Annotated in this window: 12 protein-coding genes; 7 read left to right on the top strand and 5 right to left on the bottom strand. The window is 71.7% G+C overall.

Annotated elements, in window-relative coordinates; translation table 11 throughout:
• Window positions 1–15 precede the first annotated feature (15 nt).
• Window positions 16–1,365 (bottom strand): FAD-binding oxidoreductase, encoded by a 1,350-nt coding sequence (locus tag ACZ4IF_RS29395; protein ID WP_467568091.1) that lies wholly within the window; start codon window positions 1,363–1,365, stop codon window positions 16–18.
• A gap of 196 nt (window positions 1,366–1,561) precedes the next feature.
• On the opposite strand from ACZ4IF_RS29395, the gene ACZ4IF_RS29390 reads away from it, so the two are divergent.
• Genes ACZ4IF_RS29390 through ACZ4IF_RS29375 form a run of 4 tightly spaced genes read left to right on the top strand, consistent with a single transcriptional unit; the run spans window position 1,562 to window position 4,437 of the window.
• Window positions 1,562–2,095: a phosphatase PAP2 family protein gene (locus ACZ4IF_RS29390; RefSeq protein ID WP_467568156.1), complete on the top strand. Its 534-nt coding sequence runs from the start codon at window positions 1,562–1,564 to the stop codon at window positions 2,093–2,095.
• Window positions 2,088–3,032 (top strand): decaprenyl-phosphate phosphoribosyltransferase, encoded by a 945-nt coding sequence (locus tag ACZ4IF_RS29385; RefSeq protein WP_467568089.1) that lies wholly within the window; start codon window positions 2,088–2,090, stop codon window positions 3,030–3,032. Before ACZ4IF_RS29390 ends, ACZ4IF_RS29385 begins: the two co-directional genes overlap by 8 nt.
• A complete protein-coding gene (locus ACZ4IF_RS29380) occupies window positions 3,029–3,466 on the top strand; it encodes a GtrA family protein (protein WP_467568087.1) in 438 nt (145 codons plus the stop codon). The genes ACZ4IF_RS29385 and ACZ4IF_RS29380 overlap by 4 nt, the downstream gene beginning before the upstream one ends.
• Entirely contained in the window at window positions 3,454–4,437 is a 984-nt protein-coding gene (locus ACZ4IF_RS29375) for a YihY/virulence factor BrkB family protein (RefSeq protein ID WP_467568085.1), read from the top strand. Before ACZ4IF_RS29380 ends, ACZ4IF_RS29375 begins: the two co-directional genes overlap by 13 nt.
• On the opposite strand, the gene ACZ4IF_RS29370 is transcribed toward ACZ4IF_RS29375, so the two are convergent.
• A complete protein-coding gene (locus tag ACZ4IF_RS29370) occupies window positions 4,391–5,665 on the bottom strand; it encodes a D-alanyl-D-alanine carboxypeptidase family protein (RefSeq protein ID WP_467568083.1) in 1,275 nt (424 codons plus the stop codon). The genes ACZ4IF_RS29375 and ACZ4IF_RS29370 overlap by 47 nt on opposite strands.
• Before the next feature lie 91 nt (window positions 5,666–5,756).
• Between ACZ4IF_RS29370 and ACZ4IF_RS29365 the strand changes: the two genes are divergently transcribed.
• The 3 genes from ACZ4IF_RS29365 to ACZ4IF_RS29355 all read left to right on the top strand — a co-directional run bounded on the left by ACZ4IF_RS29365 (window position 5,757) and on the right by ACZ4IF_RS29355 (window position 9,200).
• On the top strand, window positions 5,757–5,999 hold the full coding sequence (locus tag ACZ4IF_RS29365; protein ID WP_028802923.1) for an SCO4848 family membrane protein: 243 nt from the start codon (window positions 5,757–5,759) through the stop codon (window positions 5,997–5,999).
• Between the two features lie 16 nt (window positions 6,000–6,015).
• The gene (locus tag ACZ4IF_RS29360) at window positions 6,016–7,428 is read left to right on the top strand and encodes a metallophosphoesterase (protein WP_467568081.1); all 1,413 of its coding nucleotides are present in this window, start codon (window positions 6,016–6,018) and stop codon (window positions 7,426–7,428) included.
• 215 nt (window positions 7,429–7,643) lie between these two features.
• Window positions 7,644–9,200 (top strand): ABC transporter substrate-binding protein, encoded by a 1,557-nt coding sequence (locus ACZ4IF_RS29355; RefSeq protein ID WP_467568079.1) that lies wholly within the window; start codon window positions 7,644–7,646, stop codon window positions 9,198–9,200.
• 66 nt (window positions 9,201–9,266) lie between these two features.
• Here the strand turns inward: ACZ4IF_RS29355 and ACZ4IF_RS29350 are convergent, their stop codons facing one another.
• From ACZ4IF_RS29350 to ACZ4IF_RS29340, 3 genes are all read right to left on the bottom strand, one after another.
• Entirely contained in the window at window positions 9,267–11,381 is a 2,115-nt protein-coding gene (locus ACZ4IF_RS29350; RefSeq protein ID WP_467568077.1) for a sulfatase-like hydrolase/transferase, read from the bottom strand.
• Window positions 11,382–11,558: 177 nt separating this feature from the next.
• Entirely contained in the window at window positions 11,559–13,010 is a 1,452-nt protein-coding gene (locus ACZ4IF_RS29345; RefSeq protein WP_467568075.1) for a sensor histidine kinase, read from the bottom strand.
• Entirely contained in the window at window positions 13,010–13,699 is a 690-nt protein-coding gene (locus ACZ4IF_RS29340) for a response regulator transcription factor (protein ID WP_467568073.1), read from the bottom strand. The genes ACZ4IF_RS29345 and ACZ4IF_RS29340 overlap by 1 nt, the downstream gene beginning before the upstream one ends.
• Window positions 13,700–13,722 lie beyond the last annotated feature (23 nt).

The following is a 13,722-nucleotide window of genomic DNA, read 5'->3' as shown; positions in this document are numbered from 1 at the left end:
GGCCGGAGCGCGGGACTAGAGGTCGAGGCGTCGGGACAGGTCGGAGGTGAAGACCCGCGCGGGGTCCAGTTCCTGCCGCAGGGCGCGGAACGCGGCGATCCGCGGATACATCCCGGCCAGCAGCTCGGGGCGCAGCCGCGCGTCCTTGGCCAGGTACACCCGGCCGCCCGCCGCGGCCACCTCCTCGTCCAGTTCGTCGAGGAAGGCGCCGAGCCCCGTCAGGTTCGCGGGGACGTCCAGGGCGAGGGTCCAGCCGGGCACGGGGAAGGACAGCCAGCCGGGGTCGGCCTCCCCGAAGCGCTTGAGGACGGCGAGGAAGGACGGGCACCGGTGCTCGGAGATACGCCGCACGATCCGGTGCAGGGCCTCCTCCTGCCCGTGTCCGACGACGAACTGGTACTGGACGAAGCCGCCGCGCCCGTACACCCGGTTCCAGTGCGGAACGCCGTCGAGGGGGTGGAAGAAGGTCGAGATCTTCTGCAGTTCACCGGCACGCGCGCGTGGCGCCTTGCGGTACCAGAGCTCGTTGAACAGCCCCACCGTCGTACGCCCCAAAAGGCCCTCCGGCACGAACGACGGGGCGGAGGGGAACTGTGCGGGCCGGAACGCCAGCGGGTGCCGGCGCGCGCGGGGCGGCAGCGCGTCCAGCGGCGCGTGCTCGCCCCGGGTCAGTACCGAGCGTCCCAGGGAGGTGCCTCGGGCGAGCAGGTCGATCCAGGCGACCGAATACCGGTAGCGGTGGTCGGTGGCGGTGAGGCGGGCCATCAAGTCGTCCAGGTCCGCGGCGCGTTCGGTGTCGACGGACATCAGCGCGGTCTCGACGGGCTGGAGCCGGACGGTCGCCGTGAGGATCACACCGGTCAGGCCCATGCCGCCGGCCGTCGCGTCGAAGAGGGGGGTGCCGCGGCCGACCGTACGGATCCGGCCGTCGGCGGTGAGGAGTTCGAAGGAGAGGACATGGCGGGCGAACGAGCCCGACACGTGGTGGTTCTTGCCGTGGATGTCCGCGCCGATCGCGCCGCCGACCGTCACGTAGCGGGTTCCGGGGGTGACCGGCACGAACCAGCCGAGGGGCAGCAGGACTTCCATCAGCCGGTGCAGGGACACCCCCGCGTCGCACAGGACGGTGCCGCCGTCCGCGTCGATCGCGTGGATCCGGTCGAGGCCCGTCATGTCGAGCACGGCTCCGCCCGCGTTCTGCGCGGCGTCCCCGTACGCCCGTCCGAGGCCCCGGGCGATGCTGCCGCGTGCCCCGCACGCCCGGACCGCGGCCGCCGCCTCCTCGTACGTGCGCGGGCGGACCAGACGGGCGGCGGTCGGGGCGGTGCGGCCCCAACCCGTGACGGAGACGGTGTCGGCAGGCATGACCGTGACCGTAGCGCCGACAAGGGTGCATAACATCGGAATCATCCCTTACCTCACGGCTCCTCACCGAAATGGGTGATTAATGGGATGTCGTCCAAGATTGCCGTAATTCTGCGGCCACTCCCTAGAAGAGTGAGATCGCATGGACGACCTTGACGACCGGGACGACCGGGACGACATGGACCGACGGCTCGACATGGACCGTCGGCGTGACGACGCGCACGGGCTCGGCGAGGGCGTGGACCGTCGACTGCTGACCGCGCTCCACGAGTGCGGTACGGAACATCCGCGCGTGGCGGCCGTCGCGCGTGCCCTGTCCTGGAGCGGGGAGCACGGCGCGCTGTGGCTCGCGGCGGGGCTCACCGGGGCCGCCGTCGACCGTGAGCGGCGGGCCGCGTGGCTGCGCGCGACGGCGCTCACCACGATCGCGCACCTCGCCAGCATGGGGGTGAAGCGGATCGTGCGCCGCCCGCGCCCGGCCCACCTGGTGCCGCTGGCGCGCACGGCCGGGCGCCACTCCTTCCCGAGCTCGCACGCCTCCTCGTCGGTGGCCGCGGCGGTCGCCTTCGGCGCACTCGGCGCGCATGTGGCCACGCCGGTCGCCGCCGCGATGTGCCTCTCCCGGCTCGTCGTCGGCGTCCACTACCCCTCGGACGTCGCCGCGGGCGCCGCCCTCGGGGCCCTGACGGCCCGGCTGGGCGCCCGTTGGATCGGGGGCGGCCATGGCTGAGCGCACGGCGCTCCTGGAGCGCACACCGGCCGCCGCGGCACCGGAGCGGGGGCTGGGCGGTCTGGCCCGCGGCCTGCTCAGGACCGCCCGCCCCCGCCAGTGGGTGAAGAACGTGCTCGTCGTGGCCGCCCCGGCCGCCGCGGGACGGCTCTTCTCCGAGCACGCGGTCGTCCAACTCGGTCTCGTCTTCGCGCTGTTCACCGCCTGTGCCGCCGCCGTGTACCTGATCAACGACGCCCGGGACGCCGACGCCGACCGGGCCCACCCGGTCAAGCGGCACCGCCCGGTCGCCGCGGGCCAGGTCCCCGTCCCGGTCGCGTACGCCGTCGGAGGCGCCCTCGCGGTCCTCGCGCCGGCCGCCGCGGCCGTGCTCTGCTCACCGGCCGTCGCCGCGTTGCTGACCGCGTACATCGGCATGCAACTGGCGTACTGCGTCAGCCTGAAGCACGTCCTCGTGGTCGACCTCGTCGTCGTCACGACCGGGTTCCTGATGCGCGCGATGGTCGGCGGGCTCGCCCTGGGCATCCCGCTCTCGCGCTGGTTCCTGATCACCACCGGCTTCGGGGCGCTGTTCATGGTCTCGGCGAAGCGTTACTCCGAGGCCGTGCAGATGGCCGGGAAGGCGGGCGCCACCCGCGCGTTGCTCACCGAGTACACCACCGGCTACCTGCGCTTCGTGTGGCAGCTGGCCGCCGGGGTCTCCGTCCTCGGCTACTGCCTGTGGGCCCTCGAAGAGGGCGGGGTGCCGAGCACCGGCCTGCTCCCGTGGCGGCAGCTGTCGATGGTGGCCTTCATCCTCGCGATCCTGCGCTACGCCGTCTTCGCCGACCGCGGCACCGCGGGTGAGCCCGAGGACGTGGTCCTGCACGACCGTGCCCTCGCGCTCATCGGCCTGGTCTGGCTGGCGATGTACGGGCTCGCGGTGGCGAACTGGTGAGCGTCGCCCAGCGGGGGATCGGCCAGGAGCTCCTCGGCTTCGCCACCGCCGGAATCCTCGCCTACGCCACCGACCTCGGCCTGTTCGTCTGGTTGCGCGGACCCGTGGGGCTGGACCCGCTGACCGCCAAGGCGCTGTCGTTCGTGGGGGGCTGTTCGGTGGCCTACGCGGGCAACGCGCTCGGGACCTACCGGCACGCGGCGGTGCGCGGTATGCGCCAGTACGCGGTCTTCTTCGCGGTGAACATCGCCGGCGCCCTCGTCCAGCTGCTCTGCATCGCCGTCAGCCACTACGGTCTCGGCTTCACCTCGCAGCGCGCGGACACCGTCTCGGGGTCCGGGATCGGCATGGCGATCGCCACTGTCCTGCGTTTTTGGGGTACCCGGACATTGGTTTTCCGAGGTGAGGGCAGAGTCGGATCATGGACTGGCTGAAGAAGCTCCCCGGCGTGGGGCCGTTGGTCACACGCCTGATGGCCACGCACGCGTGGCGCTCGTACGAGCGCCTGGACCGGGTGAAGTGGACGCGGCTCGCCGCGGCCATGACGTTCATCAGCTTCGTGGCGCTGTTCCCGCTGCTGACGGTCGCCGCGGCGATCGCGGCGGCCGCCCTGAGCAGCCAGCAGCAGAAGGACCTCCAGGACAAGCTGGCCGAGCAGGTGCCCGGGATCTCCGACCAGCTGGACATCAGCGGCCTCGTGCAGAACGCCGCCACGATCGGAGTCATCGCCGGCGTCTTCCTGCTGTTCACCGGCATCGGCTGGGTCGGCTCGATGCGGGAGTGCCTGCGGGCCGTCTGGGAGCTGCCGGACAGTGAGGAGAACCCCGTCCTGCGCAAGATCAAGGACGCGGGTGTGCTCGTCGGACTCGGCGGCGCGGCGCTCGTCACCATCGCCGCCTCCACCATCGCGTCCACGACGGTGGGCTGGACGGCCCGGCGGCTGTCCATCGACGAGAGCGGCTGGGGCGAGACGGTGCTCCAGGTGGCAGCGTTCGCCGTCGCCGTGCTCGGCGGGTTCCTGCTCCTGCTGTACCTCCTGACGCTGTTGCCAGGCGTCGAGCCACCGCGCCACCGGCTGGTCGTCGCCGCGCTGATGGGCGCGGCCGGCTTCGAACTGCTCAAGCTGCTGCTCAGCGGCTACATGCGGGGCGTCGCCTCGAAGAGCATGTACGGCGCCTTCGGCGTGCCGATCGCGCTGCTGCTGTGGATCAACTTCACCGCGAAACTACTGCTGTTCTGCGCCGCCTGGACGGCGACGCCGAGCGAGGAGTCCCCGGCGGAGGAGGACGCGCCGCCCCCGCGCGAGCCGGAGGCCCAGGGGGGCGGACCGGCGAGGGACGGCGCGGCGCGTTCGCCGGTCAGCGGCGACGGCGCATCAGGTCGGGCAGCGGCCACCGGCGGTTGACGAGGAACACGCCCGCCGCGAGCAGGACGACGAAGCCGCCCGCCACCGCCAGCGCGATCCCGATGCCGCTCGAACCGCTCCGGGTGCCGGCGGAGGCCGCCACCGGCTTGCCGGACGCGCGGTCGTCCTCCGGTGTCCCGCCCGACGCCTTCGCGCCCGGCTGCGCGGTGGTGTCGACACCCTTCGGCGGGACCAGTTCACCGACCGGCTGGATCTTGCCCGCGGCCTGGAAACCCCAGTCGAACAGCCGCGCGGTCTCCTTGTAGACCTCGTTGTGTTCGTTCTTCTCCGGGTTCATGACGGTGACGAGCAGCACCTTGCCGTCGCGCTCGGCGACACCGGTGAAGGTGGCGCCCGCGTTCGTGGTGTTGCCGTTCTTGACCCCGGCGATGCCCTGGTACGTGGAGATGTCGCTGTCGCCGGTCAGGAGACGGTTGGTGTTCTGGATCTCGAAGGACTCGCGGCTCTTCTTGCCCTTCTTGTTCTTCTTCGTCTCGCCCGGGAAGTCGGCCCGCACCGTCGAGCAGTACTCCCGGAAGTCCTTCTTCTGAAGCCCCGAGCGGGCGAACAGCGTCAGGTCGTACGCCGAGGACACCTGCCCCTTGGCGTCGTAGCCGTCCGGGCTGACCACGTGCGTGTCGAGGGCCTGGAGTTCGGTGGCGTGCGCCTGCATGTCCTTGACCGTCTGGTCGACGCCGTTGTTCATCGCGGACAGCACGTGCACGGCGTCGTTGCCGGAGCGCAGGAAGACGCCGAGCCACAGGTCGTGGACCGTGTAGGTCTCGTCCTCCTTTATCCCCACCATGCTGGAGCCCGAGCCGATGCCCGCCAGGTCGGAGGGGACCACCTTGTGCTCGGTGGACTTCGGGAACTTCGGCAGCAACGTGTCGGCGAACAGCATCTTCATGGTGCTCGCCGGGGGCAGCCGCCAGTGCGCGTTGTGCGCGGCCAGCACGTCACCGGACTCGGCGTCGGCGACGATCCAGGAGCGTGCGGTGAGGTCCTTGGGCAGGACGGGGGCGCCGCTGCCGAGATCCACCTGGGTGCCCGGCCGGCCCAGCCGTTCGCCGCCGACGACCGACATGTCCGCCGGGGGAGTGGCGCTCGGGCTGGTGCTCGGTGAGGGGGATCCGTCGGCGAGGGCCGGAGCGGCCGTCAGCGAGAGGGACAACAGAGTGGCTGAAGTGACCAACAAGGATCGCTTGGCGGTCTTTTTGGTGGCGGGCACGGTCGAGAAAGTACAGGGCCCCGGTCGGGAAGTCCCACCACCCTCCCCACCCCGACACCGGGTACCGGCCGACGGCGGCGATACTGAACCCATGAAGCTCAGCCGCCCCGTGTCCTGGTTCCTGCTCGCCTTCGGGGTGTGGAGCTGGGTCATTTGGGTCACTTTCATCAAGAATCTGTACAAGGACGGCAGCGGGCTCGCGTTCGACGACGCGGGCGATCCGACGGCGTACTTCTGGGTGCACCTGACGCTCGCCGTCGTCTCCTTTGTCTTGGGGACGGTCGTCGGGGTCATCGGGTTGCGCGGGGTACGCGCTTTGCGCCGGACGTCATGACGGGGGATTCCGCGACGTGGTGATCGTGTTCGTACTGGTGGGTCTCGCCGTGCTGGCGGCCTTCGGCGCGCTGCACTGGTACGCCTGGCGGCGCCTCGTGCGGGACACCACGTCCGGTCCGGGGCTCGCGCGCCGTTCGGGCACCGTGCTCTTCGTCGCGGGACCGCTGCTGATGTTCGGCGCGATCGCGAGCGAGCGCGCGGGAGCACCGTTCCGGCTCCAGCAGGTGCTGGCGTGGCCCGGGTTCCTGTGGATGGCGCTGTCCCTCTACCTGTTGCTGGCGCTCCTGGCGGGCGAGGTCCTGCGGCCGCTCGCCCGATGGGGGCTCACCCGGCGGAGCGCCGCGGCCGGGCAGCCGTCCGCCGCCGAGGACAGGGCGGCCGTCGCCGAGGGGGCGGCCGCGGTCGTCACGGGGGCGCGCGACGTCACCGTCGGCTCGGCGCCGGGCCGCGGCGCGTCCGAAGGGGCCGGCGCGGAGCCGGGTGCTCGTGCCACACACCTCGCCGACGCGCCGTCCGCCGAAGCCCGGAGCGACGGCTCGACCCCGTTGGCGGAGTCGGGTGCCGCGGGACGATCCGCCCCGGCCACGGCCGGAGCCACCGGGCCTTCCCGGCGGCTCTTCGTCTCGCGGGTGGTCGGTGGCGCGGCCGCCGCCGCGGCCGTGGGGACGGTCGGATACGGGACGTACGGGGTCCTGCGCGGGCCCGCGGTGAAGCGGGTCACCGTGCCGCTCGCCAAGCTGCCGCGTTCCGCGCACGGCTTCCGGATCGCGGTGGTCAGCGACATCCACCTCGGCCCGGTGCTCGGGCGGGGCTTCGCGCAGAAGGTCGTCGACACGATCAACTCCACACAGCCCGATCTGATCGCCGTGGTCGGCGATCTGGTCGACGGCAGTGTGAAGGACCTCGGACCCGCCGCCGCGCCCCTGGCCGGACTGCGGGCCCGGCACGGTGCCTTCTTCGTCACCGGGAACCACGAGTACTTCTCCGGCGCCGAGCAGTGGGTCAGGCAGGTGCGGGAGCTGGGCATCCACCCGCTGCAGAACGCGCGCACCGAGCTGGCCGGATTCGATCTCGCGGGCGTCAACGACGTGCAGGGCGAGAGCGAGGGCCAGGGACCCGACTTCGGCAGGGCGCTCGGGGACAGGGACACCTCGCGGGCCTGCGTGCTCCTCGCCCATCAGCCCGTACAGATCCACGAGGCCGTGCGCCACGGGGTCGACCTCCAGCTCTCCGGGCACACCCACGGAGGGCAGTTGTGGCCCGGGAACCTCGTCGCGGACGCCGCCAACCCGACACTCGCCGGACTGGAGCGTCACGGGGACACCCAGCTCTACGTCTCCCGCGGCGCGGGAGCCTGGGGGCCGCCGACCCGGGTGGGCGCGCCCTCGGACATCACGGTCGTCGAACTGGCCTCCCGGCAGGCGTGAGAACCGGCTCCGGGACCCCGCGGGAACGGGCTTGGGAGCAGGGCGGGAAGGGGCCCCGGAGAAGTCTGGGAACCAGCTGTGAAACAGGCCTGAAATGAACGTTCGGATCCGCCCGGTCCAGGTTTCACAAAGCCCCTCCCCCGGCCGAAACACCTGTGGTTAGGTGATCCGCGTCACTAGGGGAGTGACGCGCGGTGGGCCTGGGGAGGGCACCGATGCGATCTGTTCGCATGCGGATTCTGGCGATGCTGCTCGTACTGGCGGGCGTGGGTGTGGGCGCCTGGCAGCTGTTGCCGGCGCAGGAGGACGACAACCGGACCATCACGGTCGGGACGACGGACGCCGTCACCTCGCTCGACCCGGCCGGCGCCTACGACGCCGGCTCCTGGGCGCTGTTCAGCAACGTCTTCCAGTCGCTGCTGACGTTCGAGCCGGGCGGTGCCGCCCCCGTCCCGGACGCGGCGAGGACCTGCGGCTTCGTGGGCACCGGCCTGCGGACGTACCGCTGCACGCTGCGCGACGACCTGACCTTCCCGAGCGGACGCAAGGCGACCGCCGAGGACGTCAAGTACTCCTTCGAGCGGGTCAAGCGCATCAACTCCGAGGTGGGCCCCGCCTCGCTCTTCGCCACCCTCGGCACGGTGGACGCGAACGGACGGACCGTCACCTTCCATCTGTCGTCGCCCGACGCCACGTTCCCGTTCAAGGTGGCGACCGCCGCCGGTTCGATCGTCGACCGCGACCGCTACCCGAGGCGCACCTTGCGGACCGACACCGGCGCCGACGGCACCGGACCGTACGTCCTGAAGGCGTATACGAAGAACGAGCGGGCCGTCCTCGGTCCCAACCCCCGCTACCGGGGCGCCGTCGGCGAGACCGGCAGGCCCGTCGTGCTGCGCTACTACGGCACCTCAGAGGCGCTTCAGGACGGCTGGAAGGCGAAGAAGTTCGACGTGGCGGCCCGCCAGCTGCCCCCGGACCTGCTCGCCCGTCTCTCGCCGAGCGATCCCGGGCAGCGTGTCACGGAGGTCGACAGCGCCGAGACCCGCAACCTCGTCCTCGACGTGCGGGCGGGTTCGCCGCTGCACGACCGGCGGGTGCGGCAGGCCATCGCCGCGGTCATCAACCGCGAGGAACTGGTCAGCCGGACGTACAAGGGCACGACCGACGCGCTGTACGGGCTGATCCCGGCGGGCATCACCGGGCACTCGACGTCGTTCTTCGACGCCTACCCCAAGCCGGACCGCAAGAAGGCGCGGGAACTGCTGGAGGAGTCCGGGGTCCCGCTGCCCGTGCGCTTCACCTACGGGTACGGCCGCGGGCGGGGCGCGGCCGGGCCGGAGGCCGCCGAGCTCAAGCGGCAGCTGGAGGCGAGCGGGCTGTTCCAGGTGACCACCCGGGGCTACGAGTGGACCGACTTCCAGAAGCGGTACGCGGAGGGGAAGCTGGACGCCTGGGCGGTCGGCTGGGTCGCCGACTACCCCGACCCGGACACCTTCGGCGCCCAGCTCGTCGGCACCGGCAACAGCATGAAGAACGGCTACAGCAGCAAAGCCGTCGACCAGCTGATCCTGGACACGCAGCAGGCCGCGGACCGCAGCCGCACGACGCGCGACTTCCGGCGGCTGCAGGACGTGGTGGCCGAGGACGTCCCGCTGATTCCGCTGTGGCAGCGCAAGGAGTACGTCCTCAGCAGCGAGGACGTCGGGGGCGGCCAGTACCTGTCGGACGGGACCGGCGTGTTCCGGCTCTGGCGGCTGGGCTGGATCTGACCGCGGCACGGGACACCGCGGGACGGCCCCGCGTCCTGACCGGCTGTGTGGGGTCCGTCGGGGCTGTCAGGGGGAGGGCGTGGAACCGTACGCCGTCAGGAAGCGGTCCCGGAACGAGCTCATCTTCCAGACCGGAGCGTCGTGTTCGGGCTGCAGCCCGTCCGACCAGCCCCAGTCGGCGATCCTGTCGAGGACCTTCGGGTCCTTGGCGACGATCGCGCAGGGGACGTCACGGCTGGCGTGGTTGCCGCTGACGCGGGCGATGGGCTGGTGGTCGCCGAGGAAGACCAGCACGGTGTTCTTGTCGCCGTACTTCACCAGATGGTCGATGAGGCTGGTCACCGAGTACTGGATGGACTTCCCGTACTCCTGCTTCGACTTGGTGGAGTCGGTGATGATGTCCGAGGGCTTCTTGCCCGCCTTCTCGATGGCGTCGTAGACCGAGCCGTCGCCGACCTGGTCCTGCGGGACCGTCTTCGGGATCGGCGCCCACGGCTGGTGGCTGGAGGTCAGGATGATCTCCGACATCAGCGGCTTGTCGTGCTTCTTTCCGTGCACCAGGCGCTCGAACGCGGTCAGGGCGTACTGGTCGGGCATGGTCGACCAGCTGAACTTCGGTCCCTTGTAGCCGAGTTCCCGGGAGTCGTAGACCTTGTCGAGGCCGTAGAACTTGGCTTCCGGCCAGGCCTTCTGGACGCCCGGCATGATGCCGACCGTGTCCCACGCGCCGGTCTTGCGGAAGGCCTTGGTGAGCGTGAGGTGCTCGCCCGCGGTGACGGTGCGGTAGCGCTGCTGGTTGTTGATCCACAGGCCCGAGAGGAAGGTCGAGTGGCCCAGCCAGCTGCTTCCGCCGTACGTCGCCGAGGTGAGCCAGCCGCTCTTCGCCGCGAACCCGGCCTTGCGCAGCTTGTCGTTCTCGGCGGTCAGGGTCGCGTCGACGCCGGGTGCGATGACCGGATCCTCGATGGCGCTGCGGCCGTAGCTCTCGATGAACGTGATCATCATGTCCTTGCCCCGCAGCCCGGTCAGCAGCTGGTCCGGCGGGGTGTCGGCGAAGTCGTCCTTCTTGGCGATCCGGGCGAACGCCGCCTCGTCCCGCAGCGTCTCCCGCACCCGATGGGCACGGTCCTGGACGACCGCGGCCGTGTGGTCGGCGGCGATCGGAACGTCGGCGACCTGCACGCCGAGCGCCGCGCAGGTGATCCAGACGGTTCCGAGCACCAGCGTCGTCCGGGTCGAGGCGACGGTGTGCCGGGCCAGCAGGTTGGCGAGCCGGACCACCGCCAGCGCGGTGAGGGAGAGCACGGCGATCACCAGCGCCACGACGGCGACGACGATGGCGAGCGCGCCCCTGCCGCCCATCGTGTCCCGCAGGTACGCCTCCGCGTCGCCGAACAGGCTCCAGTCGAGGACGACGTTGAAGCCCCGGCCCAGGTACTCGTTGAAGCCGATGTCGAGGAGGTTCAGGACCGTCAGCGCGCCGAGGCCTAGCCCGGCGAGCGCGGCCACGACGATCCGCGGGGTGCGCGGCAGGACGATCAGCACGGCGGCGCCGAAGATCGCCTCCACCGGGATGCGGGTGAACTCGGCGGGCCGGAAGTTGTCCACCTTGCTCGGCATCAGCAGCGCGAACAGTACGAGCGCGGCGGCCAGGAAGGTCAGGGTCCACGCCAGGACACGGGCCGCGACGGGGTGCTTCCGCCGCCAGCCGCGCCCGCGCCGCAGCCGCCATCGGGAGCGGACGGGCGCCGGTGAACCGTCGCAGGCCTCGTCGTCACCGGGGGCGGGGGCGGCGTCGGCCGAGTCGCCGTCGCCCCGGACTTCGTCCCCCGCGTCGCCGTCACCGGAGGTGGCGTCCCCGGAGTCGCCTTCATCGGGTGTGGTGCCGGCCGGGTCGCCGTCACCGCGGGTGGCGTCCGCCGTGGCGGGGCCTTCCGCCGGGGCGGCTCCGGCCGGAGCGGAGCCGTCGTGCTCGGATGTGGCGGGGCATCCGGCGGTGCCACCGTCCTCGGGTGCGGCGACGCCGTCGTCCTCGGTTGAGAGGTCCCCCGCGGTGTCACCGTCCCCCGACGCGGTGGTGTCCCCGGTGGCGGTGTCCGCGGGCGGCTCCGGCGCCGGCCCCGCCTGCGGAGTCTCCTCGTCCGTGTGCGGCAGCTGTCGAGAACTCGTGTTGGACGACAACCCGGCGGTCCTTCCGTGCGAAGCCCGGTGATGGCGCGGCGGACCGGGCTGGAGACGTCAGGGCCGCCTTCACCTGTGTACGGCGTCGTGGCTGCCTGCGTTCAATCGTCCCGGTCAGCTTCTTCCCAAGTCCGTTCTAGCAGGTCACCGCGTCGGCGGCGGGCGTACGCGGGGCTGTCACCGCACCGGCAGTGTCACCGTCACCGCCAGCCCCCGGCCCGGCGCCGTCCGCACCGCCACCTCACCACCGTGCGCCGTCACCACACCCTGCACGATGGCCATGCCGAGCCCGCTGCCCGCCCCGCCCCCGGTCCGGAAGAACCGGTCGAAGATGCGGGCGGCGTCCTCCTCCGGGAGCCCCGGTCCCTCGTCCGCGACACACAGACGGACCACCCCGTCCTCGCGCTCCACACCGAGCCGCACCGGCACGTCGACGGGCGTGTGGGTGCGTACGTTCCCCACGAGGTTGCCGAGCACCTGCCGCAGCCCCGACTCGTCGGCGTGCACGAGCAGCGTTCCGTCCGCGCCCACGGTCACCGGCCGCTCCGGCTGCTGGGCCCGCAGGTCCTCGGCGGCGTCCCGCACCAGCCGGCTCAGATCGATGTTCCGGAAGCGCAGTTCGGGGCGCTGGTCGAGGCGGGCCAGGGTCAGCAGCTCGTCCACCAGCCGTCCCATGCGGTCGACTTCGGCGTTCATCCGGTCCCAGGCCCTGCGGCGCTCGACCGGATCCGTCAGCATCCCTTTGTCGTACAGCTGGAGGTAGCCGCGGATGGCGGCCAGCGGGGTGCGCAGCTCGTGCGAGGCGTCCCCGACGAAGCGGCGCAGCTGCGCCGCGCTGCGCTCGCGCGTCCGGTACGCCGATTCCACCTGCTGGAGCATCGAGTTGAGGGCGATCCGCAGCTGCTCGACCTCCTGTGTCGGATGGTGGCTGGAGGGCACGCGCCGGGTGAGGTCCCCCTCGGCGATCGCCGACGAGGTCTCCACCATGTCCTCCAGCGGCCGCATCCGGCGGCTGACACCGATCATCGTGAGCACCGCGAGGAGCGCCAGCAGCAGGGTGCCGACGGTCAGATCGAGCCGGAGCGCCTTCGCTATGCCCTTGTGCAGGCCCTCCGTCGACGTGGCGAGCAGGACGTACGTGCCGTCGGTGAGCCGGGCGGCGGTCGCCCGGTAGGCGTCCCCGCGCACGGTGACGTCGTGCGGTTCCCCGGCGCGGGCGAGCGCGCCGGGGTCGCCCACGGCGGCCGCGAAGGCCTTCTGGGTGTCGGTCGGTTCGAAGCCGCCGAGGGAGACCGCGTCGCCGTTCCCGTCGACCCAGGCGAAGACCGAGTCCGGTTTCGGGGACTGCTCGGTCGCGGGGACGAGCCGGTCGCGGATGAAGGCGAGGGTGCTCAGCGAGTCGATCTCCCGCATGCTGAGCCGGGCGCTGCTCAGCGACTTCCGTGTCTGGTCGAGCTCCGCGTCGACCTGGTCGAGCAGATAGTGCCGCATGCCCATCAGGCTCACGGCGGTCGTCACGACGATGCCGAGGGCCAGCAGGGCCACGTTCGCGAGGGTCAGCTTGCCGCGCAGGGAGCGCAGACCGTGCCGGCAGCGGGGGAGCGGGATGTAGGGCGGGAGCCGGATCATCAGGCGAGCCCGTAGCCGACGCCCCGCCGGGTCTGGATCATCGGCGGGCCCAGGGGTTCGAGCTTGCGTCGCAGATAGCTGATGTACGTCTCCACGACGGTGGACTCGGCGGAGTGCTCGTACTGCCATACGTGACGCAGGAGTTGCTCCTTGGGGACGATCCGCCCGCCGTTGCGGACGAGGAAGCGCAGCAGGGCGTACTCGGTGGGGGTGAGTTCGACCGTGCGGCCCGAGCGGTGGACGCGGTACGTCGTCTCGTCCAGCTCCAGGTCGCCGTAGCGCAGCGGCGGACGCTGCGGCAGGACGTCGTCGGAGCGGGTGCGGCGCAGGACGGCGGTGATCCGGGCGACGACCTCGTCGATGTTGAACGGCTTGGTGATGTAGTCGTCGCCGAAGCCGAGCGCGCCCACGATCTCGGCGGGGGCGTCCCGCGCGGTGAGGAACACGATCGCCAGGTCCGGTCGCCGTCCGCGCAGTTCACGGCCGAGCGCCCGGCCGTCGCCGTCCGGCAGCATCACGTCGAGCAGGGCCGCGTCGGGCCGGGTGCGCTCGGCGAGCGCGAGCGCCTCACGGACGGTGCCGGCGGTCATCACCTCGAAGCGGTGGTAGCGCAGGGCGATGGCGAGGACGTCCGCGATGCTCGGCTCGTCCTCGACGACGAGGACGGTGGCTCCCTCGTGAGCGGTCATGCCCCCAGTATCCGTACGCCCGT

The organism is Streptomyces sp. NPDC025784 (genome assembly GCF_055558435.1).
The sequence above is the reverse complement of the archived record's forward strand: the minus strand, read 5'-3'. Positions and strand labels throughout refer to the sequence as shown.